18 protein-coding genes are annotated in these 18,440 nt (G+C 57.7%); 12 read left to right on the top strand and 6 right to left on the bottom strand.

The window, feature by feature from the left end; all coding sequences use genetic code 11:
• Nucleotide 1: 1 nt before the first annotated feature.
• Together IEY52_RS05610 and IEY52_RS05605 are read right to left on the bottom strand one after the other, a co-directional pair.
• Nucleotides 2-409, bottom strand: a complete 408-nt coding sequence (locus tag IEY52_RS05610; protein ID WP_189001172.1) for a PTS-dependent dihydroxyacetone kinase phosphotransferase subunit DhaM — start codon at nucleotides 407-409, stop codon at nucleotides 2-4.
• On the bottom strand, nucleotides 406-1,929 hold the full coding sequence (locus IEY52_RS05605) for a putative PEP-binding protein (protein WP_189001171.1): 1,524 nt from the start codon (nucleotides 1,927-1,929) through the stop codon (nucleotides 406-408). Before IEY52_RS05605 ends, IEY52_RS05610 begins: the two co-directional genes overlap by 4 nt.
• A gap of 229 nt (nucleotides 1,930-2,158) precedes the next feature.
• Between IEY52_RS05605 and IEY52_RS05600 the strand changes: the two genes are divergently transcribed.
• Nucleotides 2,159-2,893 (top strand): DeoR/GlpR family DNA-binding transcription regulator, encoded by a 735-nt coding sequence (locus tag IEY52_RS05600; protein WP_189001169.1) that lies wholly within the window; start codon nucleotides 2,159-2,161, stop codon nucleotides 2,891-2,893.
• A gap of 14 nt (nucleotides 2,894-2,907) precedes the next feature.
• A complete protein-coding gene (locus IEY52_RS05595; protein ID WP_189001167.1) occupies nucleotides 2,908-3,138 on the top strand; it encodes an HPr family phosphocarrier protein in 231 nt (76 codons plus the stop codon).
• Nucleotides 3,139-3,150: 12 nt separating this feature from the next.
• Here IEY52_RS05595 and IEY52_RS05590 read toward each other — a convergent pair whose 3' ends face one another.
• The gene (locus IEY52_RS05590) at nucleotides 3,151-3,519 is read right to left on the bottom strand and encodes a hypothetical protein (RefSeq protein ID WP_189001165.1); all 369 of its coding nucleotides are present in this window, start codon (nucleotides 3,517-3,519) and stop codon (nucleotides 3,151-3,153) included.
• Between the two features lie 201 nt (nucleotides 3,520-3,720).
• Between IEY52_RS05590 and IEY52_RS05585 the strand changes: the two genes are divergently transcribed.
• From IEY52_RS05585 to IEY52_RS05540, 10 genes are all read left to right on the top strand, one after another.
• Nucleotides 3,721-4,215, top strand: a complete 495-nt coding sequence (locus IEY52_RS05585; RefSeq protein WP_189001163.1) for a hypothetical protein — start codon at nucleotides 3,721-3,723, stop codon at nucleotides 4,213-4,215.
• A gap of 244 nt (nucleotides 4,216-4,459) precedes the next feature.
• Nucleotides 4,460-4,966 (top strand): general stress protein, encoded by a 507-nt coding sequence (locus IEY52_RS05580; protein ID WP_189001161.1) that lies wholly within the window; start codon nucleotides 4,460-4,462, stop codon nucleotides 4,964-4,966.
• Between the two features lie 271 nt (nucleotides 4,967-5,237).
• Nucleotides 5,238-5,936: a MotA/TolQ/ExbB proton channel family protein gene (locus IEY52_RS05575; protein ID WP_189001159.1), complete on the top strand. Its 699-nt coding sequence runs from the start codon at nucleotides 5,238-5,240 to the stop codon at nucleotides 5,934-5,936.
• Nucleotides 5,933-6,334, top strand: a complete 402-nt coding sequence (locus IEY52_RS05570; RefSeq protein ID WP_189001156.1) for an ExbD/TolR family protein — start codon at nucleotides 5,933-5,935, stop codon at nucleotides 6,332-6,334. The genes IEY52_RS05575 and IEY52_RS05570 overlap by 4 nt, the downstream gene beginning before the upstream one ends.
• Nucleotide 6,335: 1 nt before the next feature.
• Complete coding sequence (locus tag IEY52_RS05565; protein ID WP_189001154.1) at nucleotides 6,336-8,468, top strand: hypothetical protein; 2,133 nt, start codon at nucleotides 6,336-6,338, stop codon at nucleotides 8,466-8,468.
• Between the two features lie 108 nt (nucleotides 8,469-8,576).
• A complete protein-coding gene (locus tag IEY52_RS05560) occupies nucleotides 8,577-9,254 on the top strand; it encodes a hypothetical protein (RefSeq protein ID WP_189001150.1) in 678 nt (225 codons plus the stop codon).
• A gap of 225 nt (nucleotides 9,255-9,479) precedes the next feature.
• Entirely contained in the window at nucleotides 9,480-10,103 is a 624-nt protein-coding gene (locus IEY52_RS05555) for a biliverdin-producing heme oxygenase (RefSeq protein ID WP_189001147.1), read from the top strand.
• Nucleotides 10,100-12,364 (top strand): ATP-binding protein, encoded by a 2,265-nt coding sequence (locus IEY52_RS05550; protein WP_189001144.1) that lies wholly within the window; start codon nucleotides 10,100-10,102, stop codon nucleotides 12,362-12,364. Before IEY52_RS05555 ends, IEY52_RS05550 begins: the two co-directional genes overlap by 4 nt.
• A gap of 3 nt (nucleotides 12,365-12,367) precedes the next feature.
• On the top strand, nucleotides 12,368-12,805 hold the full coding sequence (locus tag IEY52_RS05545; protein ID WP_189001141.1) for a response regulator: 438 nt from the start codon (nucleotides 12,368-12,370) through the stop codon (nucleotides 12,803-12,805).
• Complete coding sequence (locus IEY52_RS05540; protein ID WP_189001138.1) at nucleotides 12,793-14,661, top strand: hybrid sensor histidine kinase/response regulator; 1,869 nt, start codon at nucleotides 12,793-12,795, stop codon at nucleotides 14,659-14,661. Before IEY52_RS05545 ends, IEY52_RS05540 begins: the two co-directional genes overlap by 13 nt.
• Here IEY52_RS05540 and IEY52_RS05535 read toward each other — a convergent pair.
• The 3 genes from IEY52_RS05535 to IEY52_RS05525 all read right to left on the bottom strand — a co-directional run bounded on the left by IEY52_RS05535 (nucleotide 14,635) and on the right by IEY52_RS05525 (nucleotide 18,284).
• Nucleotides 14,635-15,948, bottom strand: a complete 1,314-nt coding sequence (locus IEY52_RS05535; RefSeq protein ID WP_189001136.1) for a GGDEF domain-containing protein — start codon at nucleotides 15,946-15,948, stop codon at nucleotides 14,635-14,637. The two genes, IEY52_RS05540 and IEY52_RS05535, sit on opposite strands and share 27 nt — an antisense overlap.
• A gap of 325 nt (nucleotides 15,949-16,273) precedes the next feature.
• Nucleotides 16,274-17,599 (bottom strand): sensor histidine kinase, encoded by a 1,326-nt coding sequence (locus IEY52_RS05530; protein WP_189001134.1) that lies wholly within the window; start codon nucleotides 17,597-17,599, stop codon nucleotides 16,274-16,276.
• A 1-nt stretch (nucleotide 17,600) separates the two neighbouring features.
• A complete protein-coding gene (locus IEY52_RS05525) occupies nucleotides 17,601-18,284 on the bottom strand; it encodes a response regulator transcription factor (RefSeq protein WP_189001132.1) in 684 nt (227 codons plus the stop codon).
• Nucleotides 18,285-18,440: the final 156 nt, after the last annotated feature.

Below are 18,440 nucleotides of genomic sequence, written 5' to 3'. Positions count from 1 at the left end.
TTCATTCTACTGTTCCGATCACTTTTCGGATATTCCTGGCTTCCTCGGCCCGTTGTTTGACGGTTTCGGGGGCTTCACCTGCTGCAGCAGCAACCCCGGCCAGGATGGAGCCTTCCACCAGCGGAGCATCTGCAATGTAAACGGGTTTGTCCCGGAATTTTTCGGCGGCAATGCGGGCGTTCAGGCAGGCGCTGCCCAGGTCCAGCAGCAGCACTGCTCCATCATGGTTTTCCAGGGCGGCATGCAGGGCTTCTTCGATGCGGCGGGAACTGGTGCCCACCCCACCGTGGTCGCTGCCCCCCACCGCCCAGATCTGGTGCGGGGTGCGGGTCATTTGCAGGGTGAGTTCGAGAACAGACTGGGCCAGTTGTTGGGTGTGGGCCACCACCACAATTGCGGTTGACATCATGCGCCTCCAAGGGTCTGGGTGCGGTGTTTGAGCCAGGGGATCAGGGCTGGAGGCACCGAAAGGGATGGGATGCCCAGGTCCCACCAGAAGGTGGTGAGTCTGGGATCAAAAGCGGCTTCTCCGCACACGCTGAGGTCCAGGTTCAGGGTGCGGGCGCTCTGCACGGTGTGTTCAATCAGGCGTTTGAAGGCAGGGCTGCAGGGGTTCTGCAGGTGGCTGGTTTCGGGGGTGGTGCGGCTGGAAGCAAAGAAATACTGTTGCAGGTCATTGGTGCCAAAACTGATGAACTGGCATCCTGCGGCCTGAAATTCAGGCAGCATGAAAGCCGCAGCAGGCACCTCCAGCATCATGCCCAGGGTGGGCAAAGGGTCTTTGCCTGCCACCTCCTGCACCAGGGTTCTGGCCGCAACAAATTCTTCAGGGGTGGTCACAAAAGGAAACATCAGGCGCAGATCCATGCCCCGAAAGCCGTTCAGGATGGCCCGCAGGTGCTGTTTGAAAGCCAGGGGGTCTTTGAGGCTCAATCGGATGCCTCTTAAACCCAGCATGCCCTGGTCCATCTGGCCTGCATGGAATGGAGATGAGGGTTTGTCTCCGCCCAGATCCAGGGTGCGCACGGTGACGGGAAGACCGTGCAATGGTCGGGCCACCTGCTCATACAGTGCGGTTTCTTCGTGCAGGCCGGGCTGGTGTTGCTCAAAATGGCACAGGTACTCGGTGCGGATCAGGCCCACCCCGTCTGCCCCCAGTTCTGCAGCCAGCAGGGCGTCTTCGATGCGGTTGATGTTGGCCCACACGCCGCGGGGTTGCCCTTTGTAGAACACCGGACTGCGGTTGGCAGCCAGATCCAGCTGTTCGGGTGGAAAATGAAAATAGGTGTCCTGTTGCGGCCTGACCTCCACCCAGCCTTCAAAGGCGTTCAGAATGGCCGGGGTGTTGCTGGTGTCCAGGTGCGGGTCTTTCACAATCAATGTGGGAATCCCGAAACTGCGGGCGATGATTGCCACATGCGCTGTCGGAGAGATGTCACACAGCAGCATCCCTGAAAGCTGGTTTCTCCATTCGGTGAGTTCCAGCAAACTGACGTCCTGGGCCAGCAAAATGGAATGTTCGGGTGGGGTGGTGGGGGCCTGCAGAATGCGGATCAGGGTCGCCGCCACCTGCAAGATGTCCTCGCCCCTGGCACGCAGGTAAGGGTCTTCCAGCTGGAACAGCGGATCGGAAAGTTGCCTTGCAGTCAGCAAAATGGCATCCCCCAGCACCCGGTGCCTCAGGTGGGTCTGGACGTAATGGTCCCAGGAAGCGTCCATGGCAATGGCCCGGTAGGTGATCTGGAATTCTTCGGGCAGGGTTTGCAACCTGCCCAGAAAATTGTTGCGGGCATCCAGAAAGTCCTGCAGGGTGCCGGTCACCGGATCTGCCGGTTTCTCGGGAGACCACAGGGTTCCGTGGGCAATGCCGGGCATGACCGGGGTGCCTTCTATGCGCATGGTGCTGCCTTTCTGCTGGAGGATGCTCATGGTCATGGCTCTGTGGGGGATGGGGCAAGATGCACCCGGATGGGGATACTTCAGCCTAAGGGCAATTGATCAGAACTGTCAATTCGTGTGCAGAATTGATCAAATTCAGATCAGCACTTTCTGAGTGAAGTCCCCTTAATTCTGCAAAAGTGCAGCAAAATCTGCCCAGAGATGGCTCAAGCCTTTCATTTTCTGCTCAATGTGATCAGAAGTGTGCTAACGTTGAAACATGCTCACAGAGCGCCACCACGATCTGCTCAAACTGATCGAAAACCGCAAAGCCCTGCGGGTCGAAGAGATTGCTGACCTGCTGGGGGTCAGTCCAGCCACCGTGCGCCGCGACCTTCGCACCCTGCAAGAGTCAGGGATGCTCAAAAGGGTGAGGGGCGGAGCGACTGCCCCCAGAGCAGAAAACCCCTCCCAGAACACCCTGATTGAGCCCCTGGACGATGCTTTTGCCCGGGCCATGCTGGCCGACATCAGCACCGGGGAAGTGATCATTCTGGAAGGGGAACGGGTTGCGCCTGCGCTGGCCAGCCACCTCAAAGACCACCCCAGACGGGTCACGGTGATCACCAACCACCTGCAGGCCGCCCAGACTTTGCAGGGCACCAGCATGGATGTGATTCTGCTGGGCGGTCAGCTTCACCCCAGAGGCTACACATTGCCTGAGGTCAGCAGCCAGGACATCCGTTTCCTGATTGCCAACCAGGCGTTTATCGAGGTGGAGGGCATCCATCCTCAGGCGGGCATCACCGTGTCCAGCCCGGAACCTGCCCGCTACAAACGGGAACTGCTGGGCCACAGCATGCGCAAAAACGTGATTGCCCTCGGGCGCAACTACGGGATTTTTCTGCCTTACCGGGTGGGTGCCCTGGAAGAACTGGACACCTGGTATACGGACCACCTGCTGAACCCCGCACAGGTGCCACAGAACCTGAAGATCATTGAGGTCCATGCTTGATTTTCAATTTTAAAGTGACCGACCCTGCAGGCATTCATGCCCGACCTGCTGCCCAGCTTTCCATTGCCCTGACCCGCATTGGTGCCCAGGTGAAATTGCAGCATGGGAGCAGAATGGCAGATGCCCGCAGCGTGATTCAGCTCCTTTCACTGGGAGCCACGGCAGGCAGCGAATTGCAGGCTGAAATCAACGGTACCCCGGAACAAACAGAAGCTGTGATCCGGGAACTCCAGCAGTTTTTGTAGTTTTGCAACAGGTCAGATCAAACTGACCAGCATGATGTTTCCTTCCCGGTCCAGCTGGCACAGCACCGGAAGGGAAGTCACAGCATGGGCCTCGTATCCCACCTCGCATACGGTGGCCGTGATGGAGTACACCTCTGGATCGGTGAGGTTCAGGTTCAGGCGACCCTGAAAGCGGGCATCTTCCTCCAGATCAAAATAATTGGCCAGAACCGCACTGTGAAATTCGAGGGACACCGTCAGGCCCTGGATGGCAAAATCCAGGTCATGCAGCACAGGATCGGCCAGCAGGGTTTGCACCCGGGCCAGACCCTCGCGGCTCACCGGGATTTGCACCCCGATGGTCCCTGCCCCTCTGGGCAACTGGAAGGTGAGGAGGTTCATGCTTTACTTTACCCGAGTTGCGGGCTTCGTCCAAGGGGTCTGGTGTGGGGTTTGGTGGTTTCTTCTTACAATATGAGACGCTGGACAGGCCAATAATACAAGACAGGATCTGCACCCATTTTGAACGTCTTGCTGCACCTGTGGATGCCTTCTGGATGACCGGCACAGGTGTGAAGTTTTTTTGAGGTTGAGGAGGATTGCATGGAGCGTTTGACCGCCGTTTTCTCCGATCAGCGCAAGGCCAGTGGAGCCATCACCGAACTCAGGGAACTGGGGATCTGGGATACCTTTCTGTTTCGAATTCAGCAGCAGCAGGAAAAACTGTCCAACCAGGAGGTCCGACATGGAGCCTGGAGGGGCCTGATGTGGGGTGCTTTCAGTGGTCTGGTCTTTGGTGCCATGGCTGCCCTGATTCCCACGGTGGGACCTGTGGTTCCAGAAGCCCTGTGGCCCACCTTTGTGGGTGCAGGACTGGGAGGCCTGTTGGGGGGCAGTGTGGTGGGGGGGGTGGCCGGAGGCCTCACGGGTGCTCTCGTTGAAGCCTCCTGGCAGCAAGAACACCGGGCGCACCAGAAGGAACTGGAAGGTGGCCGGGTGTTGATCGCCATCGAAATGGAAAGCCTCAAGGAAGAAGTGCGGATCAGCCAGGTGCTTCACAAATATGGTGGCGAGATTTACAACCTGCAAAAATTGTAGCCAAAAGCACGGCAATAAAGATGGCGGTTGTTCTATATGGCTGAATTTGAGCTGAATCAAATGGTGTGATTGCCTATTATCTTAAGAGAAATGAAAATTCACTGCAAAAGTTTACATCATTGTCATAAACCTTCTGCAATAATGTCCATAGAAACAACCGAAGACGAGTTCAGAAACTGTCTTTTAAAAGACAGCAACTGAATCATTTTGATCAACGGGTTGTTCTCTCTTAGGAGGAGTAATTATGGATAGAATCACTGCTGTTTTTAATGACCGTTCCCAGGCTGAACAGGCCGTCAGCGAACTGCGCCGCCTTGGCATTGCCGACACCCACCTTTCTTTTGTGTCCAAAAACGATACCGATGCAGAAAACATGATGGGCCAGGATGTGGGTGAAGGTGCAGGCCGTGGTCTGGCCGTTGGTGCAACTGCTGGTGCCCTGTTCGGCATTGCTGCTGCCCTGATCCCCGGTGTGGGTCCCTTCATCACCGCTGGTGCACTGGCCACCACCCTCGGCTCCGTGGCCGGTGGTGCTGTGGCAGGTGCTGTGGTCGGTGGCACCACCGGAACCCTGGCAGGCGCTTTTGCTGACGCTGGCTACAAAAAAGATGAAGCTGAGTACTACGAGCGTTCGGTCAATGACGGCCATGTGCTGGTGGCTGTGGACGTTGCCGAAGGCACCCAGCAAACCCAGATTCGCGAAGTACTGACCCGTTACGGTGGCAACACCTACGCTGCCCCCGCTGTCTGATCTGCCCTTGCCCCAACCCTGTACCCCTGACACATGTGTCAGGGGCTTTTGCTGTATTGCATGGTTATTTTGCATGAAAGCTGTACTGGATGCAATTTTTCTCACAAGCAGACTTCACCCATTCTTAATGAGATGCTTTAATGAGTGCATGGATACAATCTGTTTTTGCGCTCTGAAAAGCAGGTTTTTTCAGAGGACCAGCATGTTTTTGGCCGGCTTGCAGTGATCCAGTATATACACATCTCACACAACTTACTCCCATAATGTACCCATGCCGTTGCTAGACATGCTCACAGCCGCTGGACCGCTGCTCTGGATTCTCGTTTTGCTTTCGTTTTACGTGGTTTACCAGATCTTCTACCGTCTTCAGGTGCTCTCGAAACTGGACCCCAACGTCAAACTGCTGCAGACCCAGGTGCACTCTGCCCTCATGCAAAACAACCTTGCAGGAGCGATAGAACTGGCCTCCCAGGCCCAGCAGCCCAGTGGCAACGTGATGCGTGCCGGGCTGGAACGCCTGCCTGCTGGCCGCGACGCTTCTCTGGCGGCCATGCAAAACGCCACCCTGCTGGAAGAAGACCAGGTGTACCAGGGCATCAACACCCTGGGAGTGATTGCCCAGATTGCCCCCCTGCTGGGCCTGCTGGGCACCGTGATCGGGATGGTGCGTTCTTTCATGGTGTTCTCCCAGACCACTGCGCCCACCCCCACCCAGCTTTCCACCGGGATCAGCGAAGCCCTCATCAACACCGCCGGAGGCCTGATCGTGGCCATTGTGGCCTATGTGGGCCGCCAGATGCTGCGCAACCGCGCTGACACCGTGATGCTGCAGGTGGACCGTTCCCGTGAAGCCCTCAACAGCTGGCTGGAAGAGTTCAGACTGCGCCAGAAAGGCGTGCTGACCGGGGTTCCACTTGGCACCTACGAAAGCGAGCGCAAACCCGCCAAACCCAAGGTGTCTCAGGCATGAGACGCAGCAGACGCCGGGAAGCAGAACACGTCACCTTCGATTTTGCCCCGATGGTGGACATCGTGCTGCTGCTGGTGATTTTCTTCATGCTGACCAGCCAGCTGATGAGCCAGGACCGCACCGTGCCCCTGGACCTCCCCACCGCTTCCAGCAGCATTAAAGACGCCACCCGCATTCCCACCATCAGCATTCAGAAAAATGGCAGCATCTTTCTGGAAGGCAAACAGGTGACCCTGCAGCAATTGCAAACCCAGGTCAAAACAGCTGTGAAAAACAGTGGAGGCATTGTGGCTTTGCGTGCCGACCAGAGCAGCAATTACGGCGTGGTGGTCTCGGTCATGGACGCCATCCGCAAGGTGGGCACCGTGAAAATAGCCCTGGCCACGGAGGAGAAGTAACGTGACCCTGGCCCTCCCCGGCATGCTGAAAAGCACCGAACGCAGGCGTGCCGCCCTGATCACCGTGGCCTTGCACCTTGCGGCGGGCTTTGGACTCTTGCTGGTTCAGTTTCAGAATGCGCAGGTGCAAAAACCTTTGCAGCAGGATTCGAGCCTGCCCCCCCTGCAAATCATTGAATTGAAGGTGCCTGCGGCAACACCTCCAAAAACCACCCCCACTCAGCCACAGACGGGAAAACCCTCCACAGGCAGTTCAGGGCAGACCGCCACGTCTTCGGTGCCTTCGGGTTCCACAGGAACCACCGTTCCAGAAGAAGAGGAGCTGGAAAACCTGGCCCCACCCATTCCGGTGGGCAGTTCACCCGTGATCAGGTTGCCTTCCTTGCCAGAAGAGGAGGTGGCCGTGGAACCTGCACCAGAAATCCTGCCTCAAACGGGCGCAAGACCCAACACCACCGCCCAGACCGAATCCCAGAGCAGCACCCTGCCGCAGAACCGGGAAGAAAACCTTTCTGCCACTTCTGCTCCACAGCGTCCCGCAGAAGGCAGCTCTGGTGAAACGGCCACTGGACACAGCACCTCCAGCAACACGACTTCTGGTACGGTCAATGCCCCAAATTCAAGTGTCCCTGAATCGCCCTCTGGCACCACCAGTGCAGTCAACCGTGAGAACCCGGATGCGCCTTCTGGCACCACGGCCACCACAAACCGCACCAGCACCCCCCAGACGGGAACCGGGACCACCACGGGCCTCAGCAGGCCCAACACCCAGGCCGAAACCGAAAGCCTGAATGCCTGGTACCACAACACCTCTGTGCCAGAAAACTCCAGCACCACGGGCGTGCCCAGAACCACAGGTGAAACGGAAAGCAGCACCACATCAAGCCGCACAGAGGGCACCCCCCAGAACAGCACCATCAATGGCACTGTGAATTCCAGCCGTCCTGAGACCTCTTCCAATGCGCTGGAGGGCAGCACGGGCCAGAAACAGCCTTCCACCCAGCAGAACACGCAGGGACAGGCCAATTCCAGGCCCGATCAGGACACTGCGCCAGAAGGCTCCACCACAGCCAAAACCCCCAGCAACACGGTCAGCAACACGAACACCACGGGCACCCAGACCCCCATCAACAAGACCAATCAGGGGACCCAGGGCAATGAAACCCAGACGGTGGCCCCCAGCACCAAAACAGAGAACAACACTTCTGGGACCACCTCCACCACGGTCCCCAAGAATCCCACGCAGGCAGAAAATGTCCCCACGGGCACCACTTCGGCCACGGCTCCCAAAACGGGCAACCCTGCTCCAGAAGGAACCACCACCACAGGCAAACCTGCGGTGAATGGTCAGAATTCCCAGTCTGATCCTGTGGAAACCACAGGCAACACCGGAAGCCGCAATTCTTCCAGTGCACCTGCAGAAACCACCACTCCTGGCACCACCGCAACCGTGCGGGGCACGCCCACTGAAACCACCAGCACCACCAGCCAGGGGGCACCCAGCACCAACCGGGGCACCTCTCCAGACAGTCCTTCTGGCACCACCAGCACCACTGCACCCAAAACAGGGAACACCAGCAATCCTGAAAGCACAGGCTCGGTGACCCATCCCAACCAGAACACCAATCCGGGCACCACCACCACAGCCACCACCGGACCCAAAAACACCAGCACCACCTCTGGACCGTCTTCCACCACCGGGTCGCCCACCACCACCCGCCCGCCTGCCAACCAGGGCACCGTGTCTCCCAGCACCACCGGAAAAACCGCAGCTGGCCCTGCACCCCAGACCAAACCCGTGACCTGCACGGCACTCATCGATGCCAGAGGCCTGGGTCTGGAACGCACCCCCACCAGTTTTGTCTTTGACAGCAAGATGCGCCAGTTGTGGCCCGACAAAGAACTGGTGCAGGGCGTGTCCAGCGATCTGGTGCAGGCCGGACTGCAGCAGTACTTCATTTCAGAAGATCAGGCCCGCCAGAACAATGCCCTGGACGGCGAAGTCTACCGCTATAAGGCTGCAAAAGCAGTGGGGTTCTACTCCAGGATCAAAGAAAATGTGATCCTGAACGATGCAGACATCGAACGTTTCTTGCAGGTGAGCACCAGATGCCGTCTGGTGTACCTGAAATAAAAGCCCTTGCTTTCCCGCGAAACCCCTGGCCGTTTCTGGGGTTTCAGCAGAGCTCTGTCCTGTCTTTTCTTCCGCGCTTCCACATGGAATGCCCAAAAAGGAGTCACCATGCGTAAAATTCTGATCCTCAGCTCCCTGCTGGCCGGTGCAGCCCTGGCGTTTACCCCCACCCTGGATGCCGCCACCACCAAACGCATCATCGACAGCGCTTATGGCCGTGCAGATGAAGTCAGCACCTTCCAGACCCTGGATCTGACTGTTGCAGATGGCAAATTCAAAGCTGGAGATGTGGTCAAGGTCTTCGATGGTGGCCCCCAGTGCGTGGCCAACTGGCTGAAAGCCCCCACCGATTTCTCAAAGGGCAGTTACCCCAAAACCCTCACCCTGACTGGACAGGCCGATGATGTGTTTCTGGCCGCCACCGATGCCAGAAACCAGTTCAAAAGCCCGCCCAAACCCGAAGACCTGCTGAAAGCCCAGACCCTGCCCGGCGGGCAATTGCGGGTGTACCTGACCATGACGGGTCTCAAGGAAGAAAAACTGCGCAATGCCTACACCGTGATGATCAAAAACGGCAAGGGGGCTCCCACTGCTCCAGCCAGGAAAATCCTGGTGACCGACTGGCAGAAAGGGGCCAACAACCTGTGGGAAGGCAGCATGCTGTACCAGTTTGATGTCTCCAAAGCAGGCGTTGATCCCAATGGAAAACTGTCCATCCTGATCCGCAACGAATCTGAAGACAACTGTGCTTTTGAAGTGACTGCAGATCTGGCCCAGTTCCTGTAATCGGATTGATCAAACAAAGAACCAGGACCTGCTGAAAAGCAGGTCTTTTTCTGCTGGATGAGGGTCCTGAAAAGAAAAAGGCCAGGAGTTAGACTTTATAAAGAAAGCACCAGAACCTATCATTTTTCTGTCATAAAGCTTCCACATTACAGAGTTGTTCTGCAGAAAAGGGAAAGAATGTCAGATAAATCACCGAAGTAGCAAACCAGATCCTTAATCTGAGGTATGTCATTTCACCTACAGGGGAAGAATTCCTCCGTTGTTGCGCCAGCTTTTTCTTCTGAATCCTTTCCCCCTGCAGGTGCTGTTCTGCAAACCCTCAAAGACCAGACCCGTGAAGTTCACCTGAACCTGGAAAACACCCTGGACCTGCTGGCCCTGCGTGATGCGCAGCGTTACCAGCAGCTGCTCTGTGCTTTTCATGCTGTGCATCAGGTTCTGGAACCCCTGGTGTATGGGCGCTCCGAATGGGCAACTCTGCCAGATCTGCAACCTCTGCCCAAACTGCCCTGGCTGGATGCAGATCTGGCTTTTTTTGAGGTGACTGCTTCCCCAGAAAGACCCACTGATTTTCAGCTTGCAGACTGGCAGGCTGTGCTGGGTGCAGTTTACGTGATGGAAGGCTCCACCCTGGGCGGTCAGGTGATTGGCAGGCACCTTGCAACGCTTGGCATCACGCCCCAGACGGGAGGGCGCTTTTTCAGCGGATACCAGCAAGACACCGGGGTGCACTGGAAGCAGACCCGCCACCTGATCGAATCCCAGACCACCGATCCTCAAAAGGTGCTTCAGGGAGCACTGGACACCTTCCAATTGTTTCAGCAGCAGATTCAGAAAGCACAGCCATGAATCCCCTGGAAGACCTGGAATTGTTGCCTCCAGACAGCCCCATCGACCTCAGCAACTGTGACCGTGAACCCATCCACACTCCCGGCGTGATCCAGCCCCACGGGGCTTTGCTGGTGATGCAGGAAGACTTTCGCATTGTGCAGGTGAGCGCCAATGTGCAAGAGGTGCTGGGTTTGCGTCCAGAAGACCTGCTGGACGTGCCCATCGGGCCGTTCATGGGGCCAGAGCAAATGGCAGTGTTTGAAGAAGCCCTGCTCAGGGATGACCTGCACACCAATCCGCTGTTTGTGTTCCCCTTGCAGTTCACCGGGGGCAGACCGTTTGATGCGGTGGCCCACAGGTTGCAGGGCTGGGTGGTGCTGGAACTGGAACCCTCTCCCCCCGCCACCCAGTGGACCGACCGTTACCGCCAGATGAGCAGCATTGTGAACCGGGTCAGTGCTGCCCCTTCACTGCAGGCGGCCTGTGAGCGTCTGGCCCATGAGGTGCGCTCCCTGACGGGCTATGACCGGGTGATGGTCTACCAGTTTGCCCAGGACGGCACCGGCCAGGTGATTGCAGAAGAATTTGCAGAAGGCATGGAATCCTTTCTGGGACTGCGCTATCCTGCCTCAGACATTCCCAAACAGGCCCGCGCTCTGTATGTGCTCAACCACATCCGGGTGATTGGCAGTTCGGATTACACCCCGGTGCCCCTGCTGTCCTATGAAGGTCTGGGACCCCAGCCTCTGGACATGAGTTACTGTTTCCTGCGCAGCGTGTCTCCCATTCACCTGGAATATTTGCGCAACATGGGAGTGGGGGCTTCCATGTCGGTGTCCATCCTCAAAGATGGCGAGCTGTGGGGATTGATCGCCTGCCACCACAACTCCCCCAAAGTGCTGAGTTACAGCCTGCGGGCCATGTGTGAATTTCTGGGCCAGATGCTGAGTTTACAGCTGTCCAGCAAAGTGGAAATAGAACAAACCCAGCAGGAGAGCCAGATGCAGGCCAGCGCGGCCCGCATTGTGGAGCATCTGGGCAGCACCGCCCAGGTGCAGGAGGCCTTCCACGACCTTGCAGAGGTGCTGTTCCGCATGGTTCGCTGTGATGGGCTGGCCGTGATCGGACCTGACCGCACCACCCTGCTGGGGGTGACTCCTGATCAGCAGGCGCTGCAGCAACTGGTGCCCTGGCTCACCGAGCAGGGCCGGGTGTATGCCACCGATCACCTGGACGGGGTGCAGCCCGGAGTGGATTTGCAGGGTACTGCAGGCTTGCTGGCCCTGGTGCTTTCCAGAAGCCAGCCTGAACTGCTGGTGTGGTTCCGCCAGGAAACCGTGCGTCAGGTCACCTGGGGGGGCAACCCCGAAAAAACCGTCTCCCAGCAGGGACAGCGCCTGTCTCCTCGCACCTCCTTTGAGGCCTGGCAGCAGATTGTCAAAGGTCACAGCGAACCCTGGCTGGAGTCCGAACTGGCTGCCGTCAAAGAGCTGCACCGTTCTTCTCTGGATGTGGTGTTGCGCCGCACCGAGGAGCTGCAGCACCTGAATCAACAACTGGAGAAATCCAATGTGGAGCTGGACGCTTTTGCCCATGTGGCTTCCCATGACCTCAAAGAACCCCTCAGGGGGCTGCACCACTATGCAGTGATGCTCTCTGAGGACTACACCGACCAGCTGGAAGACGACGCCCGCCGCAAGCTGGAAACCATGGTGCGCCTGACCCGCAGGCTGGAAAGCCTGATCGATTCCCTGCTGAGTTACTCGCGGGTGGGACGGGTGGATTATGCCGTCAGGGAGGTGGATTTGCATGATGTGCTGCTGGACACCCTGGATTTGCTGAAACCCAGCATGGATGTTCAAAACGCCCGTGTGGTGGTGCCCCGCCCCTTGCCTCATGTGGTCGCAGATGCCGTGCGGGTGGGAGAGGTGTTCAACAACCTGATCAGCAACGGGGTCAAATACAACCACAGCGACATCCCCACCATCGAGGTGGGCTACCTGGATGCTCAGGAAAGGCCCGCTGGCACCGAACATTTTCCCCAGCAGGTTCCGGTGTTTTATGTGAAGGACAACGGCATTGGCATCCCGCAGCACCACTTTGAAACCATCTTCAAGTTCTTCAAGCGGCTGCACACCCAGCAGGAATACGGGGGCGGCACAGGGGCAGGTCTCAGCATTGTGGAGAAAATCATCGAGCGGCATGGCGGCAAAGTGTGGCTGGAATCCCAGGTGGGCCAGGGCAGCACCTTCTATTTCACGCTGGCAGGACAGGAGTAAGTTGTGCAGGGAAGACAGATTCTGGCAGTGGAAGACAGCGATCAGGACTTCGAGGTGTTTTGCTGGGCCTTAAAACGCTCTGGACGCAAAAACCCTGTTTCGCGCCTCAACAAGGGAGATCAGGTGTTGCCTTTCCTGCGGGAAAACGCCTCAGAGCAGTGGCCTTTTCTGGTGATTCTGGACCTCAATTTGCCCGGAGTGGGCGGCATCGAGATCCTGCGGGACATGAAGGCCGATCCTGTTCTGCGCAGCATTCCGGTGATTGTGCTGACCACTTCAGAGCAGCAGGGGGATGTGGATGCCTGCTACCGCCTGGGGGCCAACAGCTACCTGAAAAAATCACTGGACACCCACCATTTCGTGCAAGACGTGCAGGTGATGATGGATTTCTGGCTGGACCGGGTGGTCCTGCCTGAACAGGTGCAATCATGGAAGCATTGAGGATCCTGCTGGTCGAGGACAACCCCGTGGATGTGGAGATCCTGCAACGCCACCTGAAGCGTGTTCCTGGTTTGCCAGCCACCGTTCTGCAGGCGGCTTACGGTCAGGATGGCCTGCGCACCATCCGCATTGCTCCGCCAGATGTGGTGTTTCTGGATGTCAATTTGCCCGACATGACGGGTCTGGAATTTCTGGGTCAATTGCAGAACCTGACTTCCCAGCCAGCCGTGATTGTGCTGACCGGCAATGCCGATGAATCCACCGCAGTGGAAGCCATGAAAGCCGGAGCACTGGATTACCTGAACAAGAACCGACTGGACGCGCACCTGCTGGAACGCACCATCAAAAACGCCCTGGAGCGCCACCGCCTGCACAATGAACTCATCAGCACCCAGTTGCAGCTCTCCACCATGATTCAGGAAGCCCCGGTGGGCATGGCCCTGCTGGATGTTGAATTGAAGTTTTTGCATGTCAATGGCACCCTGGCTGAATTGGCTGGACTGCCGGTTGAACAAATGGAGCAGCATTTTTGCAAGGACATTCCCAGTTCACTGGTGCGGCAACTGGAATGGGTGTGCCAGCGGGTGTTGCTGTCCGGGAAGAGCCACCGCGATCTGGAAATCAATGTTCAGCATGGAACAGAATGCCGCTTCTGCCTGAGCAGCGTGTACCCGGTGCACACCCAGAATGGACAGGTGCAGTGGGTGGGAATCACGGTGACAGACATCAGCAAAAGCAAACGGGATGCGGTGCTGCTGCAGCAAAGCCAGGACCGCCTGAACCTGACCCTGGAGGCCACCCGGGTGGGCACCTGGGAGTGGCAGAGCCACAACCGAAAAATCCGCTGGATGGGCCAGACCGACCGCATCCTGGGTTTGCCGGAAGGCATTCAGGATGCGGTGGAAGAGGATTTCCTCAGGCACATTCACCCGGAAGACCTGGACGAGGTGAGGGCTGCCCTGCAGCATGCCTGGGAGAACGACAGCAACTTTCAGATGGAAATGCGGGTGCAACGCCCCGATGAGCCGGTGCGCTGGGTGATGAACCGGGGCCGGGTGGAGCAAAACGCCCAGCATGCCCTGATGTCTGGTGCCCTCATCGACATCACCGACCTGAAAGAAGCCGAGCTGGCCCTCAAGGAGATTTCGCAGGCCCAGCAGCGTTTTGTCAACGATGCTGCCCACGAACTGCGTGCCCCCTTGACGGCCATTCAGGGCAACCTGGATTTGATCCACCGTTACGCCAACATGACCGAAGAGGACAAAGAAGAAGCGCTGGCAGACGTGGCCCGTGAAGCCACCCGCCTTTCGCGGCTGGTGCAGGACATGCTGGCCCTGGCCAAAGGAGATGCGGGCACCACGATTCGCCGGGATCCTCTGGAAATGGAAGAGGTGCTCTCGGATGCCATGCATGCGGTGTCTTTCCAGTTGCGGCCCCACCAGGTTTCGGTGCAGATGGAAGCGGCCACTGTGCTGGGAGACCATGACCGCCTGAAACAGGTGCTGGTGATCTTGCTGGAAAATGCTGCCAAATACACTCCCGATGGAGGCAAGCTTACAGTCACGGTCAGCAACAGGGGAAACCAGGTGGTTTTTCAGGTGCAGGATTCAGGGATGGGCATTTCTGCAGCAGATTTGCCCCGGGTGTTTGAGCGTTTTTACCGGGGAAGCTTCTCCCGCGAAAAAGACCCCGGAGGAACCGGACTGGGCCTGCCGATTGCCCGCTGGATTGTGGAAGCCCACCAGGGCCGGTTGCGGCTGGAAAGCCAGCCTGGAGAGGGCACCACGGCCATTCTGGAATTGCCCCTCCACATACAGCTTTCCTTTGAGTCAGGGGAGGTAAGCCGGCAGGTTTAAGTTGTGGCACACTGTGGCACACTGCCGGATCAGGTCCAGGGTCACCTGTACACTGTCCTGGTTGAAGGCCAGATGGCTGACAAAATTGTCCAGGTTCAGGTGGCCATAGATCTTGCCCTGGTGGGTGATGGGGGCATTCAGGGTGCACTGGATGTCTCCCAGACGCCCGGAGCCCTCAAACACCCCGATGCGCTCCGGGTCCCCGGAAATTTCTGCACTGAAAAATGAGGTGGTGGAAATCACCGGGACATCCCGCAAGATGCGCGGAATGCCTTTTCGCCAGTACAGCTCCTTCTGGCCGTACCAGATCAGCTGGGCTTCCGGGGTGAGTTCCAGGCCCAGAATCTGGTCATCGAAGCCCAGTTGTGCCACCTTCACAAAAGCCCGCCCGTTCCACAAATCCAGGCTGCCTGCCTGGGCACTGGGCACCATCTGCACCGCAAAATCCAGCATCAATTGCCAGTAATGGGCGGTGGGCACCTCTCTGGACAGCAGCACCTCCAGGGTGGCCTCCATGCCCCGGATCACCGCCTGACGGTTGATGGACCCCACCAGGCTTCCCTGACCGGGGTTGCCCTTGGAACGCTTGTGTTCGTACATGCGCTCGTCTGCCAGGCGCAGCAGAATGCGGGAATCTCCCATGGATTCCAGCGGGTGAAAGGCCACCCCTGCACTGACATCCCCTTCTGGGAACGCACTGGATTTCAGCTGCTGCCGGATGGCCTGCATGTGCTCGTAGACCACATGCACCTGGGCGGCTTTCAGACCGTGCAGCAGCAGGGCAAATTCATCCCCACCAATGCGAAAAGCCCGGTCTGAGGGCCTCAGCTGGGCCTGCAACTGCTGGGCCACAAACTTCAGAAAAGCATCCCCCTGCAAATGGCCATGCTGGTCGTTGATGGTTTTCAGGCCGTCCAGGTCCAGAATCACCAGGGCCAGTGGGTCTGTGCTCTGGGTATGCTGCTTGAGGGTTTCCTCAAAGGCCCGCCGGTTGCCCAGCTGGGTCAGGGGATCTGTGTAGGCCGCAGCATGCAGGGCTTGCAGGCTGTTTTCAGGCTCCAGCAGCACAATGCCATGCAGGAGGGTGGACTCCAGCGGCAGGGTGTGGGCAGGCACAACCAGCAGCAGGTTCTCCCCCTGGTGAAACGCCAGGTGTTCTGCAGTTTCAGAATGGACCCGCACAGGCTGCTCTGGGTTCCAGGGGTGTTTTCCAGAAAACAGGTTTTTGAGGCGTTCGCTGCCCCAGACCAGTTCTGCATTTGCATTGAAAATCCCATCGATGCCCACAACGCTACCTCATCCTGGTGTCTTGCTGGTTGTGCTGTGGCGGGTTTTGATTTTGAGAACCGGACACAGCACATCACCTGACTTTACACATTGAGAAAGATGCCTTTAGAAGGTAAAAACAAAATGTGCTTTTACCGGTAAAAGCACATTTTGTGATGACGGTTGTTCAAGACAGAGCAGAGGAGGGGATTTTTCATTTCCTCTACTTTACCGCATTTGTCTAACAAACAGACAGCTTTTCAGCAAAACATAAAGGCAGGTGATTTGTGGAAATTTCAGGTTTGCAGAACTGCAGCAGGAACTTTTTGCGGCAAACCCCTTGCCCTCAGACCGGCAGGCTCAGGCTGAATGTTGTGCCTTTTCCAACGGTGCTCTGCACCTCAATGCTGCCCCCATGGGCCTGCACGATGGACTTGCAGATGGCCAGACCCAGACCGCTGTTGTGGCCGCTTCTGGATTCATCGGCCCGGTAAAAACGCTCGAAGATCAGGGGGAGAGAATCGCTGGAAATTCCGGCTCCGGTGTCCTGCACGCTCAGCACCGTGGTGGTGGGTGTGCTGTGTGCCGCCAGGGTGATCCTGCCCCCGGCAGGGGTGTATTTCAGGGCATTCCCCACCAGGTTCTTCAACACCTGCATCATGCGGGTGGGGTCCATGGGGGTGCTCTGCAAGGTGGCATCCACCTCCGTGCGCAGTTCCACCCCGGCGGTCTGGGCCAGATGAAAGAATGTGTTCTGGGCCTCCTGCAGCAACTCTGCAGGATCCAGAGCAATTTTTTGCAGCTGCAATTCACCCGCATCTGCCAGAGACAGGGTGCGCAAATCTGCCACCAGATCCGAAAGGTGCCTTGCCTCCTGGTGCAGGGTTTTCAGGCGTTCCGGGGTGGGTTTGAGGGTGCCTTCCTGCATGGCTTCCAGGTATCCCCGCAAAACCGTCAGGGGGGTTTGCAGGTCATGGGCGATGTCTGCCGTCATCTGCTTGCGCAACTGGTTGGCGTGGTTCACCTCATGGCTCATGTCTGAAAAGGCGATCAGCACATCTCCCAGCTCATCTCTGGGCGCAGATGCCACCGGGAGGGTCTGCCCGGAGCGCATCAGTTGAATGGCCTCGGAGAGCTTTCTCACAGGCCGCAGCAGCACCCCGGAAAGGATGGCCCCCAGTACCACCGACCCCACCACCGTGGCCAGCATGGCATACAGAATGGCCGCAGAAATCTGGCTCAAAACCTCCCGTTCTCTGGGACCCAGCCCATTGGGTCTGGGATCATTGTTTCTGGGCAGCAACACCAGTTCACCCACCACCTGGTTGTCCACCTGAAGTTCCACACTGCGTTTCTGGATGTCTCCGGGCAACACCTCTCCTGACCTGAACCGGTTGTTGCCCACAATGACCTTCCCATCGGGACCTGCAATCACAAAAGCTGGACCCTGACCAGGGCCATTCCTCTGCTCCGGGAACACCCCCGCAAACGTGTGGTGCTGGCTGTAGTAATCCTGCAGAATGGTCGCGTAATTGCTCAGAATCTGCTGGTCCTGAAACTGACCGAACTGCTGGGTGGTCACATAACGGGCAAAAAACCCCACGCTCAGCACGCTCAGCACGCTGACCAGAATGAAGGCCCCCATCACTTTCCACACCAGCGAAATTCTCATTTTAACGCTCCTCTGGGCTGAAACGGTACCCCACCCCAAACACCGTCACGATGTGTTTCGGGCTGCTGGGGTCCTCCTCGATCTTGCTGCGCAGGTTGCGGATGTGCACGTCAATGGTCCTTTCAGAAGCCAGTGCATCCTCCTCCTGCAAACGGTCCAGCAACTCTGAGCGCTTGAACACCCGCGAAGGGGACTCCATGAACACGCTCAGCAGATCAAACTCACTGCGGGTCAAATCCACCACCTTGCCACTGACCTTCACCACCCGTGCATCGCGGTCCAGCATCAGGTTGGGGTACTCAAAGACCTGCTTGTTGGGGGTGCCCTCCACACGGCGCAGCACTGCCCGAATGCGGGCCAGCAATTCGGCCATGGAAAACGGCTTGGTGATGTAATCGTCCGCCCCGAGTTCCAGACCCAGCACCTTGTCGAGTTCCATCACCCTGGCGGTCAGAAAAATGATCGGGGTGTTGGAGGTCTTGCGGTAAGCCTTCAGGAACTCCAGACCGTCCATCTCGGGCATCATCACGTCCAGCAGAATCAAATCGGGTGGATGGTGGCGGGCGGTATACAGGCCCTCCCTGCCGTTGTTGGCACAGATCACCCGGTAGCCCTGCTCGGTGAGGTACTCCCTCAGGAGGTCCCGCACCCCTGCATTGTCTTCGATGGCCAGAATGGTCTTCATGGTTATGATCTTATCGCTTTCTGGGTGAAATCCCCTGCTTCTCCTGGTGCAAGAAACAGGGGAATCTGTATGGTTTTTTACTTTGCAGCAGGCACTTTGGCAGCAGGCACTTTGCTGAGGTCGATGATCACCCGTTCAGCACCATCCGGGCCATGC

Source organism: Deinococcus roseus (assembly GCF_014646895.1).
Taxonomy (GTDB): domain Bacteria; phylum Deinococcota; class Deinococci; order Deinococcales; family Deinococcaceae; genus Deinococcus_C; species Deinococcus_C roseus.
This window is presented reverse-complemented; position numbering and strand designations above follow the sequence as displayed.

Bases quoted from the DNA above. Each gene is read 5' to 3' on its own strand.
- IEY52_RS05550 (WP_189001144.1), top strand. From the start codon at position 10,100: ATGAATCCCCTGGAAGACCTGGAATTGTTGCCTCCAGACAGCCCCATC.
- IEY52_RS05555 (WP_189001147.1), top strand. From the start codon at position 9,480: ATGTCATTTCACCTACAGGGGAAGAATTCCTCCGTTGTTGCGCCAGCT.
- IEY52_RS05525 (WP_189001132.1), bottom strand. From the start codon at position 18,284: ATGAAGACCATTCTGGCCATCGAAGACAATGCAGGGGTGCGGGACCTC.
- IEY52_RS05560 (WP_189001150.1), top strand. From the start codon at position 8,577: ATGCGTAAAATTCTGATCCTCAGCTCCCTGCTGGCCGGTGCAGCCCTG.
- IEY52_RS05575 (WP_189001159.1), top strand. From the start codon at position 5,238: ATGCCGTTGCTAGACATGCTCACAGCCGCTGGACCGCTGCTCTGGATT.
- IEY52_RS05605 (WP_189001171.1), bottom strand. From the start codon at position 1,929: ATGAGCATCCTCCAGCAGAAAGGCAGCACCATGCGCATAGAAGGCACC.
- IEY52_RS05600 (WP_189001169.1), top strand. From the start codon at position 2,159: ATGCTCACAGAGCGCCACCACGATCTGCTCAAACTGATCGAAAACCGC.
- IEY52_RS05590 (WP_189001165.1), bottom strand. From the start codon at position 3,519: ATGAACCTCCTCACCTTCCAGTTGCCCAGAGGGGCAGGGACCATCGGG.
- IEY52_RS05540 (WP_189001138.1), top strand. From the start codon at position 12,793: ATGGAAGCATTGAGGATCCTGCTGGTCGAGGACAACCCCGTGGATGTG.
- IEY52_RS05570 (WP_189001156.1), top strand. From the start codon at position 5,933: ATGAGACGCAGCAGACGCCGGGAAGCAGAACACGTCACCTTCGATTTT.
- IEY52_RS05580 (WP_189001161.1), top strand. From the start codon at position 4,460: ATGGATAGAATCACTGCTGTTTTTAATGACCGTTCCCAGGCTGAACAG.
- IEY52_RS05530 (WP_189001134.1), bottom strand. From the start codon at position 17,599: ATGAGAATTTCGCTGGTGTGGAAAGTGATGGGGGCCTTCATTCTGGTC.
- IEY52_RS05585 (WP_189001163.1), top strand. From the start codon at position 3,721: ATGGAGCGTTTGACCGCCGTTTTCTCCGATCAGCGCAAGGCCAGTGGA.
- IEY52_RS05610 (WP_189001172.1), bottom strand. From the start codon at position 409: ATGATGTCAACCGCAATTGTGGTGGTGGCCCACACCCAACAACTGGCC.